Source organism: Pedobacter sp. R-06 (assembly GCF_049913135.1).
Lineage (GTDB): Bacteria > Bacteroidota > Bacteroidia > Sphingobacteriales > Sphingobacteriaceae > Pedobacter.
Genome location: NZ_CP183977.1, coordinates 1,975,617 through 1,989,250, shown reverse-complemented (window position 1 = coordinate 1,989,250; position 13,634 = coordinate 1,975,617). Strand labels below are relative to the sequence as shown.

Here is a 13,634-nt window from a genome sequence, read left to right as displayed (position 1 = left end):
TCCCATTGTGTTCAAGGCCGATAGCCCATCAAAATTTCTCAAGCATCTTAAATTTATCTCCATGAGGAAACACTTACTTTTACTGATTTTCCTATTCACCTATTGCTCATTACAAGCTCAGGTTTTGCTAAAAACACCATCTGAAGCCACTTCTCCAACCAAAACTTTAACTAAAGATGTCTCATCCCTTAATTTTATTGCCATGGGCGATTGGGGAAGGAACGGCGCCGATCATCAGAAACAGGTAGCACAACAAATGGGTATTACCGCAACTGATGTTAAGGCACAGTTTATCATTTCTACGGGCGATAACTTCTACCCTAGCGGTGTAATCAGTGAGCACGATCCGCTTTTTAAATATTCATTTGAAGATATTTATACTGCATTTTCTTTGCAATGGGATTGGTATCCGGTATTGGGTAACCACGATTATAAATCCAATCCAGATGCTCAGGTAGCCTATTCAAAAATTAGCAGAAGATGGAAAATGCCTGCCCGTTATTATGCAAAGAAATTCCCCATTAACGGAGACCTGAATAATCAGGTATTGATTGCTTTTATTGATACCAACCCTTTAATTCCAGAATTTTACAAAAATTCAGAATACGGTCCAAACGTAAAAGGCCAGGATACTACTCAACAAAAACGATGGTTGGCTAAAGTATTAAGTGATAAAGATCCAAGCATCAGATGGAAAATTGTTGTGGGTCATCATCCTATGTATACTGGAGGAAGCAGGACAGACGGATATGATACCAAAGCAATCCGCAGTTCTCTTAAACCAGTTTTTGATCGTTATGGCGTAGATGTATACCTCACCGGGCACGAGCACAGTTTGCAGTATATTAAACCTGAAGGCAAAACACATCATTTCATTTCAGGCGCAGCATCAGAAAAAACACCTGTAAAACTCATTGATAATGCCCAGATGGTGGCCTCTGTTTATGGTTTCATGCTTTTTTCGGTCGGCAAAGATTTAATACGAATACAAACCATTAACGATGAAGGAGAAATTATTTATAATACCATTATTAAAAAATAAATACTGCTTTTCTCCGAACAGCGCTTATTTTTAGAAAACAAAAATCGCCCATCATTAGCTTTAAAAATATTATGGCCATTACCGAGTCTGTCCCACAGGATTTACTTTTAACGAAAAAGAAAAGATTACTTTCTTTAGATGCCTTACGCGGTTTTGACATGTTCTGGATTATTAGTGGAGAAGGTATTTTCCACGGTCTGGCCAACGGTGTGATGAAAGCACACCATTTAATCAGAAATCCCAATGATTGGACCATCGCCAGCAATGGCCATTTATCATTTTTCGAAAGGTTTTTGGTTGGCCTCAGTAATCAGCTGCATCACTCCGTTTGGAATGGTTTTACTTTTTACGACCTGATTTTCCCGCTTTTTATTTTTATCTCTGGTGTTTCGATGCCATTTTCTTACGAAAAACATTTAAATGCCGGAAATGATAAAAAAAAATCGGCAAAAGGTATTTATTATGCGCTGATCAAGAGAACACTGATTTTAATCTTGCTCGGAATGGTGGTAAACGGCCTGCTCAAATGGGAAGGCTACGAAAATACGCGTTTCGCGAGCGTGCTTGGCCGTATTGCCCTATCCACTTTTTTTGCTGCTTTAATTTACCTCAATTTTTCGTTACGCAAGCAGCTAATTTGGCTGCTGGGCATTTTATTGGGCTACTACATTATTATTATGACAGCCATACCTGTTCCAGGTTTCGGAAGTGGTGTTTTAACACCAGAAGGTAACCTGGCAGCTTATGTAGACCGCTTATGGTTGCCTGGCAAACTCCATCGCACAGTTTACGATCCAGAAGGTTTATTAAGCACTATACCTGCCATTGCAACAGCACTTTTAGGAGTATTTACAGGAACATTTCTAAACACTAAAAACAACCGTTTCAGTCTGGTTCTAAAAGCTTTCTACCTCCTTATGGCGGGCATAATATTGGTTTCGCTTGGATTACTATGGAACATACTTTTTCCGGTCAATAAAAATATGTGGACAAGTTCTTTTGTGTTGGTTGCCGGTGGATTCAGTCTGGTGCTGTTCTCCTTTTTCTATTACATTATTGATGTTAAAGCTTATCAAAAATGGAGCTTGCCCTTCATCTGGATTGGTACAAATTCTATTTTAATTTACGTTTGTGCTCATGGGCTTTTCAATTTCGAATCTACTTCACAATTCCTCTTTGGTGGAGTTATCGCTAAAATACCTTTAGCCTGGCAGCAGGCAGGTTTATGGTTAGGTGTTCTACTAATACAGCTTGGGATATTGAAATTTCTTTATGATAGAAAATGGTTTTTAAAAATTTAAGGCAAAGCCAGTAGGCTCCATAAGCTAAGTAATACTAGAAAGATCCTGAAACGAGTTCAGGATGACGAAACGAGCGATATTAAAAACACCAAATTACCCTTTAAGAACAAAGAAACAATAAAAGAACTTCCTTTAATATCAAATCCTGGCCCACTATACTTTACATAACATATGTTGTTAACTGATTTAAAAAATAGAGCATCAAAATTCAAAAAAGGAATACAGTTTCTGTTCCTTTCGGCTATAGCGATCACTTATACAAACGTTGCTTATGCACAAAAACAGCCTTTAATTCCTTACGTTCAACCATTTTCGGGTACTTCTGCAAGCACCACATTGGCCAGCCAACATATTGAAGATAAAACCGAACGCCTGGCCAATACCATTCCGGCAGTAGCACCACCTTTTAGTATGACGCAATGGACGCCACAGACGCAACTGACTGAAAAAAAATGTCTGGCACCTTATTATTACAACAATAAAAAGTTTTACGGATTTAGGGCAAGCCATTGGATCAGCGGTTCTTGCACCCAAGATTACGGAAGCTTTACCATTATGCCCATTTCAGGCCAACTTAAAACCAATGCAGCTCAATATGCAGAAAATTATGTCCACGAAAACGAAGTTTCTACCCCATCCTATTATAAGTTGAAATTACCCCAACATCAACTGTTGACAGAAATTACAGCCAGCCTTAGAAGCGGTGTAATGCGGATCACCACGCTAAAAACAGACAGCGTTTATATTTTAGTTACCCCTAATAGCGATCAAAAAAAGGGTTTTATTCAAGTTGATGCAGAAAGAGGTGAAATTTCCGGATATAATCCCGTTCACCGGATTTATCAGGGATGGGGAGAACCTGCAGGCTTTAGAGGTTATTTTTTCATCCGGTTCAAAAAAACCTTTACTTCGGCAGGGGTTTATAGCGAAGGTCATCTTTTCAATCAGCAAAACATCAGCAATAAAAAGGATATTGGTGCCTATGCAGGCTTTAAACTGCAAAAAGGAGAGCAGTTAGTGATTTATTCTGGCACCTCTTTTACAAGTATCGCAGCCGCCAAGGCCAACCTGGAAAGTGAAATTAAAAATGATGATTTCGAGACTGTTTTAGCACGTACCAATCAGGCTTGGGAAAAATCCCTATCGCAGGTCCATATTTCAGACACAAATGAAAAAGAGAAAAAAATCTTTTACACGGCCCTCTATCATGCTATGCAACATCCCAGGTTATATAATGATGTAGACGGGAAATATCCACAGTTTGATGGAAAATATCAGAACCAAACAATAAATAAAGGCAATTATTACGATGATTTTTCGATGTGGGATATTTACCGTGCGCAATTACCTTTAATTGAGTTATTGAATCCCAACTTAGCCAATAGCCTTGTTAATTCGATGGTATTAAAAGGTCAGCAAGGTGGTTGGATGCCTATTTTCCCTTGCTGGAATAGTTATACTGCTGCCATGATTGGCGATCATGCTACTGCTTTCATTGCTTCAGCATATAATAAAGGGATCCGCAATTATGATATTAATGAAGCTTACCGCTTGATGAGGCAAAATGCCTTTCAAATGCCCGATTCTGTCGATTATCTGAATGGAAAAGGCCGACGTGGAATTAACAGTTATCTACAGTACGGCTATATTCCGTTAGAAGATAGTATCCCAAACGCTTTTCATAAGAAGGAACAGGTAAGTAGAACCTTAGAGTATGCATACGATGATTATGCACTCGCAAGTATTGCAAAAGATTTGGGCAAAGAAACCGATTACCAGGAGCTATCAAAACGATCGCTTAATTACCAACATATTTTTGATCCTAATGTTGGAATGGTTAGAGGACGTTTTGCTAAAGGCAACTGGTACAAGCCTTTTTATCCCGATCACCGCGAACCTTATATTACAGAAGGGACCCCAAGACAATATACTTTTTACGTTCCGCATGATATGCCCGGACTGATGAAGTTGATGGGTGGGCGTAAAAATCTCGAAAACGAACTGGATTCGCTTTTTAAGAAAAAAGAATATTGGCATGGGAATGAACCTGGTCACCAGATTCCATTTTTATACAACTACACCCCTTCTCCATGGAAAACCCAGATGCAAGTATCACGCATTTTGGCAGAAGAGTACGGGGAAGGCGCTGGTGGTTTAAGTGGCAACGATGATGCGGGGCAAATGTCGGCATGGTATGTATTTGCAGCACTCGGCTTTTATCCGGTAGATCCTGTTTCAGGAGACTATCAACTCACCAGCCCTTTATTTAAACAGGCTACAATATCTTTCAAAAATGGCAAAAAATTAGTCATAACAGCCATTAAAAAGAACAAAAATTCTATTTACATCTCAAAAATCAGTTTAAATGGAAAGCCTTTTACCAAATACCAAATTAAACACCAATTGCTGGTTCAGGGCGGAAAATTGATCTTTTATCTGCAAGATCAACCAGCCATGCTTTAATTATGAAAATCTAAACATAAAGTAAATCTTAGATTAATAACCGTACACAGAATGCGTTAGATAACAGAAAAACTTTCAACACAGGTTAATCTTTATACAAAATCAAGATCATTAGTATTGCACTTAGCGCAAGGATAAAAAATATCATGCCTTTGGGAAAGACACTTTCACACACCTCATTCCCGGTTTTATCTGATGTTTTTAAAGTTTTCTTTTCAACTTTCATTGTTAGAATGGTATATAAGATTTGACTATGCTTGAGCTAAAAAGATTAAGCGCGAAAAAAATATCTTTATTCATTGACCATATCGCTCAAAACATCATTATTAAAAACACCATCTTACCATCGTTCTCCTGTTCATTATGCTACATCTAAAAGCTAGACAGCAGCTTTCTCTTAGAAAATGATCCGGGCAAATGAGAAACTCCTAATCTTAAGAAAAAGCAGACCAGATATTTTTTCACCCAAACATATTTCCACCAAACAGTTAACAAACAAACAATAACCTGCTAACCTTGAGGAAACATTGATTGACTAATTTACAATTGCATTTGCTTACCCTAAGCAGAAAACAGGTAAACAAAAAAGTTTCAATAAAATAGCAAGCTATGAAACAGCAGGCCAGAACGATCCCAGGAAAACTGATAGATTTTGATTATAATAGATACAGGTTACCAACATTTGTAATGCAGTTTAAACCCTCCGTTTATCAAGACGGTGATTGCTACTACGCTGTTTTATCTTTTGAAGAGGAACACGATGTTTCAGGTCTTGGAACATCGCCTGAAGATGCACTGATAGACTGGAATGATAAAGTATGTGAGATGCTTGCTTTATCGGGCGCTTTACGTACATCGTTAAGCGCCAAAACAAATAATCTGCTATAAAATAGGCCAATTAACCTTCATCTAAATTATTCGGCTGAGCCAGGATATAGCTTATCGGCTCGGTATTTGATCAGGACTATTATGATTGGCCGAATTTACCCGCTATTGGATATTTAAGATTGAAATGTGATCCCATTAATCCAGAATAACGAAACTTTGAAAAGTTTGGTCTTTTAATTACTTTTATCACTATCTGAAAAGCTAAACTAAAGAATCATGGCCGGTGCGCAGGAAAACAGCAAATGGGACTCCTATAACGGTGCTTCACCACTTATAGCCTTATACAATAGCTTTCATCCTCTAACTGTTGAAATGGAGGCACTTATTGATAGCCTCACCTTTCCGGTGAGTTTCCGCAAGAACAGATATATTATCTCCCCGATAGACCGCAATAGATATCTTTATCTGATTTTAAAAGGGGTAGTAAGGGGATTCTACAAGGACTCAGGGACGGAAATCACTTCCTGGATCTGTCAGGAAAATGAAATTGTAGGAACCATCCGCAATCTATGGACTGCAGAAGAATCAGATGAATACCTTCAGGCAATTGAGGATGTAGAACTGATTGCTATACCTCATGAACTCACCATTATGCTTTATAAAAATTTTGCAGAGGCAAACATTATTGGTAGAAAGATCATGGAACTTCATTATAGAGGAGCGAATGACAGAGGCTTTATCTGCCAGATTCCCTCTGCTACGGGCCGCTACAAACACCTGCTCCGGGCTTTCCCCTGGATGATTAACCGTGTACCGCTCCGGTATATTGCTTCGTTCCTTGGACTAAGACTGGAAACGTTAAGCAGGATCAGATCAGGAGAAAACAAAAGAATATAAAACCAGCGTGTACTTTATTTTTAATTTTATTGTTTAAAATCTTGCCGAGGGTATGAAAATATTAAAGGCTGCTGATGCATTTGACAAATCAGCAAAAATATACCAGGAAAAATTTATGGATGTCAGTTTATATGCTGAACCATTTAAGGTCTTTTTCGATCATATAAGGGCGGGTGATGCCCGTGTTTTGGATATTGCCTGCGGCCCAGGAAACATCACCAAATACCTATTGGATAAGAGACCTGATTACCAAATTTTGGGAATCGATCTGTCCTCAAAGATGCTCAGCCTTGCAAGGGCCAATAATCCCAAGGCTCAATTTCAACTTATGGACTGTCGTGATATTGATATTATCAAAGAAAAATTTAATGCGATTACCTGCGGCTTTTGTCTACCCTATCTAACACAACAAGAAGCTGTTAAACTAATTTCAAATGTTTCGAAATTATTAAAACCAAATGGTGTTTTTTATTTGAGTACTATGGAGGAGGACGAAAATAATAAATCGAGGTATCAAATATCCAGCACAGGCGATCAGGTATATGTAAATTACCATAAGGAAGATTATTTAGTTACGGCCTTGAAGGAAAACAACTTTGAAACCCTCATTCTAAAACGCTATAGTTCTCCTGATCAGGATGGATTAATGATTACAGATCTAGTATTGGTCTGTAAAATTAAATAATGACTCCAACTTTTCCGCTTGATTCTACTTAATCCCTAAAATATCAATGTTAAAAAACAAAAAAGCCTTTAAATCTAACGATCTAAAGGCTTTCTGTTTTGTGTCGGGATGGCAGGAAGCGAAACAAACTCCTAACAAACTATATATCAAATACTTAAAACACTCTATTTTTATATGGTTACGATTTGGGCAACTATTTTTTTATCGCTTTTCACCCTAGATTTTTGTTTAATTTTTATCTCGATAACTAACCGAAAATCTGTTTTTGTGACTGCAATTTACGTAGAAATAATGAAATTCTTAAAAAAGAAAGCGGCGCCCGCTAGAGACTGTGGTATGGTCGCGAAATTAAAGAAGGCGTCCCATCCAGGTATGTAATTTGGTAACTATTGAGGGGGATTATGCCCCATATCAAAGATGACAGGTGAAAGGAGATTTTAACCATAAAGCATCCATCTTATATGGTTTGTTTAAGGGTTAGGAAATGGAACACCCTTAAATTGTTATTTGTTCAGAAGCTTTCGCTTGCGATTATAACCAAAAAGATACGTTTTTTTCTGGCTGCTCTCAAGGAAAGAACGATCAGTCAGGCTCTCGACCAGCTCACTGCGCTCCCTGAAAGGAGCGAGTAATTTCTCAATACGCTTTTCTTGAATACCGATCCGTCTGCCAAATTCAATAAAGTCGGACCCAGCCACATGGCCTTGTGTCCTTTGATAGGCTGATTTGTAACCATCCGCGAACAGGCCGCCATTGAGGCCAAAATCCGAATCGTTGACATGGATTTTGGTATTTAGCAGATCATAAGCCGGACTTAAGACGAAATCACCCTGACTGGTCTCAATAATTGAAAAATTCTTGAGATGGGCATCGCCGTTGGAAAAAAGATAATTGAATACTACTAACCGGAAGAACTTTTCGATCTCTACCCGCCATGCCGGAACGAATTGACGGATAAGCGCGGCTAAAGATTCATAATTATAGTCATACTTATAATCAGCATTTCCATCATTACCTACCTTCCCCGCCAGGCTTGCAAAATCCTCCATCCGCCATTTAGTTCCATCTGGCTTTACATCAAACCTCAGGGTAATGTATGCCGGCTCACCGCCTTTAAAGAAAATAAGGGCGTTCTCCGCGGTGGCAATACCATAGACCTGTTTTGCAATCTGCATGGTCAAATGTTCATTCGCAGGTACCTGTGCAGGCATTTTAATGTCCCTGGGAATTGGCTTTAAGATATATGTTCCCTGTTCACCCTGCCTGGTCAACCTGAGCTCCTTACCAAAGCGGAGCACCGAGAGTTTTTCCTGTACCCCTGAAATAGAGATCCGCTTACGGTTTTCCAGAAAAATCTCTTCGTCCCTATCATCTTTACCGGGGGCAGCGTAAGGCAGAATGTGACTTACCTCTCTTCCACCGAAGAGCCTGCGTCTGGCAAGTGGGCTATAAGTATCAAAACCTCCGGCGAGCGTCCCAGGATCATTTATGATCTTCATTCTATTATTTCTTTAACGGTAACTGCACCAATTGTATCCTCCCCAGCTGTTTTCAAAAGCAGTCCAAATGCATCGTTTTCATCAAGCCGAAACTGCCTGGCCTGCATTTTCTTGTTTACCCCTTCTGAAAGCATATTATAGAAAAAAGGGAACAGAGAACTGCTTCTAAACTCCTGTTTCTCCTTCGGCAGAGTTAAGCTGATTGCAGGCAGTGCACTATCAATAAAGTATTCATCCTCATACCTGAAAACATAATCATTCCTATTGTATTCAGATAAATACCCTGCCAATCTGTTATTCAAAAATACACCTGCCTTTCTCATAGATTATCTTCGTTTGATTCCGCCAGTTTGAAGGTCACCTCTAGGCCCAAAATGAGTCCGATACGCCTTAAAACTTCTAAAGTTGGATTTCCTTCATTGCGTTCAATCTTATAAAGCGTATTGATACTAACGCCAGCAAGTTCGGCTAGGTAAGGCTGTGTCATTTTCAGCTCCTTACGCCGCTCCAATAAAAGATCGCCAACCGTTTTTCCCATTATAATATGATTTTCAATAAAAGTAGAAAACATTTCACTTAAAAACAACAAAAATCACACTATAATAAGATTTTTAAAGAAAACGATCCAATCCACTGGTTTTTTGACCATAAAATCATATTATAATATGATTTTAGTCAACTGAATGCCTCAATTGCAGTTATTATCCGGTGTTTGATTACTACATCGCCTAGCACTGTTGATCGATTAACTCTGAATAGTTTTGTCTTTACCTAATAGGTTTATCAAGATAAGCACTGTTACTTCTTTAGTAACAAGGCCTCTATGTCTTCATATTTGTAGTACATAAGTCCACCGATCTTAGAATACCTTACAATCCCCCTTCGTCTATAGCTGCTTAAAGTTCCCTTTGAAATGGAGAGTAGACCACAGACCTCATAACTTTTCAGCCATTCTTTTTTAGAAGGCGCTTTTGCGCCAAAAAACCTATTCCGTCGTAATTCCTCAAAAATATCTTCCTTGAGCTGTTTTATATCTGCTTTTGTAACGATTTCAGAAATCTCCATGTTGTCGATGATAAGATTGTACAATAATTATTTATCGCAAATGCTTACTAAAATCTGAAATTTATTATATATTAATATCAATCTATCAAAGAGTTATATCATTCATATAATACCCAACTTAAAATAAGCATTCATTTTGCCACCCAAACGTATCAGAATAAATAGAAGCAGCAAATTTTTGAGCCAAAATGGCTCGAATTAATCCAAATATGAGCTAATTATGAGCCGCGATGAGTGTCGAATTAATGAACTATCAAAGGGCCTCTGTTAAATTATTTATTTAGTTAAATGAAGTATCGTCTTGAACAAGAACCTTGAATAGTTTAATATCTATTTAAGTTCCTATAATTTTTCTAAAGATCAGCACCCTTAGCCCCATAGGCTCGATGGGTTTTGAAATCCGGCAGAATCGGAAATATCGGATTATGATAAAAAGCCCCTATCCTGTTCACCCACCAGACTCTTGTAAACGATATAACCAAGCCAGCTACATCTTTCTGTCACAAGATACTCAATATCTGCAGGGACATCGTTTATGATCGGGTAAAAGATCTTGTATTTCTGGTTAAAAGCTAAGTAGATGATCAGGCAATGTGCAGTGGATCTTTTCAGTGAAGACTGGCAAGATGGAAGTCCTAATAGATCCCTTCCTGCATCCTGGCTCCTTCTCCTCGACCCGGCAGCTTACATTGCCTCGTAGCTCAGGAGCCTTATCAAACGCCCGTCTATTATTTAAAGCATTGGCACTATTACAATTGTCGATATTAGTCACTAAACCGCGCACATCCTCCTCCCCAGTTCAAGTGCAGCCAGAATAGCACTGGACTTTGCCAGTCCTATCCCTTTAAATTTGCTCAGCGTTTTATGATCCAGACCGCCCAGCAAATCAAGCCTGCCCCCAACCGCTTTTAGAATATTTTTCGCGATATCCACCGCGCTCACATCTATTTGCCCAGAACCGATTAGCATCGCCATTAGCTCAGCATCACTCATCCGTTCCGCTCCAAGTGAAACAAATTTTTCCCTGGGCCTTAGCGCTACATCCCATGATTTAATCCCGCTATGGCTACTGGCTCTCTTAAGACAGGTCATATCCGCAATACCATAATTATCCTGATGCAGATATGCCGCTGAATGGAACAGGGATGACATTGCGGAAATAAGAAAATGAAAATCTTCCTCAAAGACCACAACAGTTGAACGTTTATAGTTACCATTTTTTTGCTGATCGCTTCTGGTAATGCACAGATAACGGTTATCATTTACCGCTCTCTTAAAATCGAGAAAGTAATTTTTCTTCCCAGAGGAAAAGTTTTCGGTTGCAAGATTAGTATTTTCCATGTTCATCATTTTAAGTTTAGACAAAATTGGAAATTTGATTTCAAGCTAATCGGTTGTATATTAGCGTATCCGATCCGATCGGATAAAAACCGGATCGAAAAACCCTGATACTTATTCGAGATGCAACAACTCAGAGAAACCCAACGGCTCTGCAGTTACAAATACTGCGGCAATACATTCGAGGGAAGAAGCGATAAAATCTTTTGCAGCGACCAGTGCCGCAACAGGGCCAGGCGTGATCAGTTAAAGACCGAAAAATGGAATGCACCCCTTTTCCTGCACAAAATAATAGACATCCTGCAGAACAACCATAAGGTATTAAAAGCACAATATGGTGAAAATAGGGAGCCAAAGGTTGTCAGCGAATTCTTGTTAAGGGACAACGGTTTCAATTTTGAGTTCCAGACCAGGATTCTCATTACATCGAAAGGCATCTATAAATTTTGCTTCGATTATGGCTGGCTTGAGCTTGAGAACGGTAAAATCCTTGTGGTCCAGAACGACAAGATGGTCATTCTTTAATTTACCGGACTTCAAGCGTTTATTTTCCTTTCGTTTAAGAACAAACTCACCTACTTGGAAAAGAAACATCAGTTTGAAGATCAATTTTAGGTTACCAGATTAACCGTCACTACATTATGTGTTAGCCTCGTCTAGAAAGAATCGTTTGTAATCTTGTATTACCAAATCAGTTTATCATATAAAGACCTTAATTACAATCAATTACAGACATCCAACCAAAGAAATTATCCACGCAAAAGCACGGGGGCAAAGCCCCCATGTACAGGACAACTTGTATCCTCAAATTCCGGGCAGATCTACCTGCCCCTCCCCGTTTTTTCTTCCACAGATGCCGCCTGATCCTGTGCAACTTCCTGCTCGCTATTCCTTCCTACCGCAACCAGAGGCTCTCTTCGGTCAACAGCTTTGCTGTAAACCTGGCTTAAATCCTTATCATAAAAGTCTAACGTTTTAAATTGAGGATTCGCTGTTACAAAGCCCGTTGTTTCCTTGCCGTTCTTCGTGAAGGATACCTCATGAAGATTTCCACGTTCAAGACTCTTCAACAACTGATCCCTAAAACCAGGCTTCTCCATATTCAGTATGTTATATTTATCTACTGTCTCTTTAAGGTTAAAGCCATAATTTTCTCCATAGGGATTCATAGCGTAACCTTTCTCCGGGGTATGTTTAGCAAAATCGAGCGTTAGCCAAAGATTTGCTTTTTCGCCACTTTTCAAAACCACATCCTTGTTTACTGCACGTCCTGAAAGCAGGTTATAACTTTCCTTAGCGGTCACTCCTTTTCCTTTGTTGATATAAAAAGTCTGTGAGATAAGATCATGTGTCTCAGCCTTCTTCAACATCGCCTGATAACTGTTAAAAAAATACATGTCGGTTTCCTTACTTTTTGAAAAATTAAGTAAGTATGAAATCTTATCTCCAAACCCCTGCTCATATCTTTTGGCCGGATCTGACATCTCCATAGCTGGGGACTGGAGGTTAAAGCCTTGGGGTCCATGTGCAATTGATTCCTTCAGACCTGCATTTAGAGAATCTCCAAAGCCTAAGTACTTTAAAGTATTCTGTAAGTACTCTAAATTATTCTCATTCATAACTTAAAAAATTAAAGATTTACAAATTAGTTGATTAATGTTTTTTATCTAAAAAATTTATCTAGATAGCCCTGATCTGCCGTATCCACGCGAGTACTCAGTATTGTTCGTTACCTGAGAGATTCTTTCCTCAGTACTTTTGTTTGCCGACTTTTGGACGGCCGCTGCCTTAAGCGCTTTCTGATAATTTTCATTCCGCTCATCTTTCTGCGGCAAAAGTCCCCTGTCACCAACCATAGCTTTTAGCCCTGTTAACAGGAGATAGGATATCCCACCGTCCATCAAAAGGGAGACAACCAATGCCAACCTATTGGAACGAATGCCATCCGGAGTAGTACTACTGGCCTGAAAGGTAGTCCCGTCAGGCATTTCGATCTGCCGCCCGTTGCCGAACCGTTCTTTCTGGTAAGGGGTAAGTGGCATACCATTGATCATATCCGGTACCTTGAGCCTTGAAGTATCGGTGACAATAAATTCGCGCGTGTCCCAGTCATATTCCACCATCAGCTTCTTTTGCTGTCCATTCTCAGAAGTCTCTTTAATGAGGTTGGCTTTCAGGCCTGTCAGCAGGTCATCTCCTTCCTCCCGGGAAATAATGGAAGGAAGGTTACTCTGTTTGTAAACTGGGTGCACCAACAGTTCAGCTTTTCCATATGCACTTTTGGCCATGGAGAGCTTTACACTCATCTCCTTTATTTCAATGCCGCCATGATTGATATCATTTAGCTTTATGAGCCCTGTCCGCATCCCGGCCAATAGCGCATCTGTATCTTTTTTGGAAAGTGTGATTTCTCCTTCCCTAAACAGTCCGAGTTCGCGTAGATCTTCAAGGGGAAGATCCCGCACATTCAAGTTTGCAGTCTGCATATTGATTCATTTAAAAATTTGGATTAAAAT

Annotated in this window: 14 protein-coding genes; 7 read left to right on the top strand and 7 right to left on the bottom strand. The window is 39.3% G+C overall.

Annotation, left to right across the window (positions count from 1 at the left end):
* Nucleotides 1-61 precede the first annotated feature (61 nt).
* The 6 genes from ACN9MR_RS08130 to ACN9MR_RS08105 all read left to right on the top strand — a co-directional run bounded on the left by ACN9MR_RS08130 (nt 62) and on the right by ACN9MR_RS08105 (nt 7,216).
* A complete protein-coding gene (locus ACN9MR_RS08130; protein WP_426329107.1) occupies nt 62-1,042 on the top strand; it encodes a purple acid phosphatase family protein in 981 nt (326 codons plus the stop codon).
* Nucleotides 1,043-1,113: 71 nt separating this feature from the next.
* Nucleotides 1,114-2,343 carry an acyltransferase family protein gene (locus tag ACN9MR_RS08125; RefSeq protein WP_426329106.1) on the top strand — a complete coding sequence of 410 codons (1,230 nt, stop codon included), beginning with the start codon at nt 1,114-1,116 and terminating at the stop codon, nt 2,341-2,343.
* 171 nt (nt 2,344-2,514) lie between these two features.
* Entirely contained in the window at nt 2,515-4,806 is a 2,292-nt protein-coding gene (locus ACN9MR_RS08120) for a GH92 family glycosyl hydrolase (protein ID WP_426329105.1), read from the top strand.
* Between the two features lie 609 nt (nt 4,807-5,415).
* The gene (locus ACN9MR_RS08115; RefSeq protein ID WP_426329104.1) at nt 5,416-5,694 is read left to right on the top strand and encodes a hypothetical protein; all 279 of its coding nucleotides are present in this window, start codon (nt 5,416-5,418) and stop codon (nt 5,692-5,694) included.
* A 216-nt stretch (nt 5,695-5,910) separates the two neighbouring features.
* Nucleotides 5,911-6,531, top strand: coding sequence for a Crp/Fnr family transcriptional regulator (locus ACN9MR_RS08110; protein WP_426329103.1), 621 nt, complete (start codon nt 5,911-5,913; stop codon nt 6,529-6,531).
* Between the two features lie 52 nt (nt 6,532-6,583).
* Complete coding sequence (locus ACN9MR_RS08105) at nt 6,584-7,216, top strand: class I SAM-dependent DNA methyltransferase (protein ID WP_426329102.1); 633 nt, start codon at nt 6,584-6,586, stop codon at nt 7,214-7,216.
* Between the two features lie 503 nt (nt 7,217-7,719).
* Here the strand turns inward: ACN9MR_RS08105 and ACN9MR_RS08100 are convergent.
* The 5 genes from ACN9MR_RS08100 to ACN9MR_RS08080 all read right to left on the bottom strand — a co-directional run bounded on the left by ACN9MR_RS08100 (nt 7,720) and on the right by ACN9MR_RS08080 (nt 11,121).
* On the bottom strand, nt 7,720-8,715 hold the full coding sequence (locus tag ACN9MR_RS08100) for a type II toxin-antitoxin system HipA family toxin (protein ID WP_184471045.1): 996 nt from the start codon (nt 8,713-8,715) through the stop codon (nt 7,720-7,722).
* Nucleotides 8,712-9,038: a HipA N-terminal domain-containing protein gene (locus ACN9MR_RS08095; protein WP_184471043.1), complete on the bottom strand. Its 327-nt coding sequence runs from the start codon at nt 9,036-9,038 to the stop codon at nt 8,712-8,714. Before ACN9MR_RS08095 ends, ACN9MR_RS08100 begins: the two co-directional genes overlap by 4 nt.
* The gene (locus ACN9MR_RS08090) at nt 9,035-9,253 is read right to left on the bottom strand and encodes a helix-turn-helix transcriptional regulator (RefSeq protein ID WP_426329101.1); all 219 of its coding nucleotides are present in this window, start codon (nt 9,251-9,253) and stop codon (nt 9,035-9,037) included. The genes ACN9MR_RS08095 and ACN9MR_RS08090 overlap by 4 nt, the downstream gene beginning before the upstream one ends.
* Before the next feature lie 260 nt (nt 9,254-9,513).
* The gene (locus ACN9MR_RS08085) at nt 9,514-9,780 is read right to left on the bottom strand and encodes a helix-turn-helix domain-containing protein (protein WP_184471039.1); all 267 of its coding nucleotides are present in this window, start codon (nt 9,778-9,780) and stop codon (nt 9,514-9,516) included.
* Nucleotides 9,781-10,551: 771 nt separating this feature from the next.
* Nucleotides 10,552-11,121, bottom strand: a complete 570-nt coding sequence (locus tag ACN9MR_RS08080) for a UPF0758 domain-containing protein (RefSeq protein WP_184471037.1) — start codon at nt 11,119-11,121, stop codon at nt 10,552-10,554.
* 120 nt (nt 11,122-11,241) lie between these two features.
* Between ACN9MR_RS08080 and ACN9MR_RS08075 the strand changes: the two genes are divergently transcribed.
* Nucleotides 11,242-11,643, top strand: coding sequence for a hypothetical protein (locus tag ACN9MR_RS08075; RefSeq protein ID WP_184471035.1), 402 nt, complete (start codon nt 11,242-11,244; stop codon nt 11,641-11,643).
* A 296-nt stretch (nt 11,644-11,939) separates the two neighbouring features.
* On the opposite strand, the gene ACN9MR_RS08070 is transcribed toward ACN9MR_RS08075, so the two are convergent.
* Nucleotides 11,940-12,737, bottom strand: coding sequence for a hypothetical protein (locus ACN9MR_RS08070; protein WP_426329100.1), 798 nt, complete (start codon nt 12,735-12,737; stop codon nt 11,940-11,942).
* Between the two features lie 57 nt (nt 12,738-12,794).
* Nucleotides 12,795-13,604, bottom strand: a complete 810-nt coding sequence (locus ACN9MR_RS08065) for a DUF4099 domain-containing protein (RefSeq protein ID WP_426329099.1) — start codon at nt 13,602-13,604, stop codon at nt 12,795-12,797.
* Nucleotides 13,605-13,634: the final 30 nt, after the last annotated feature.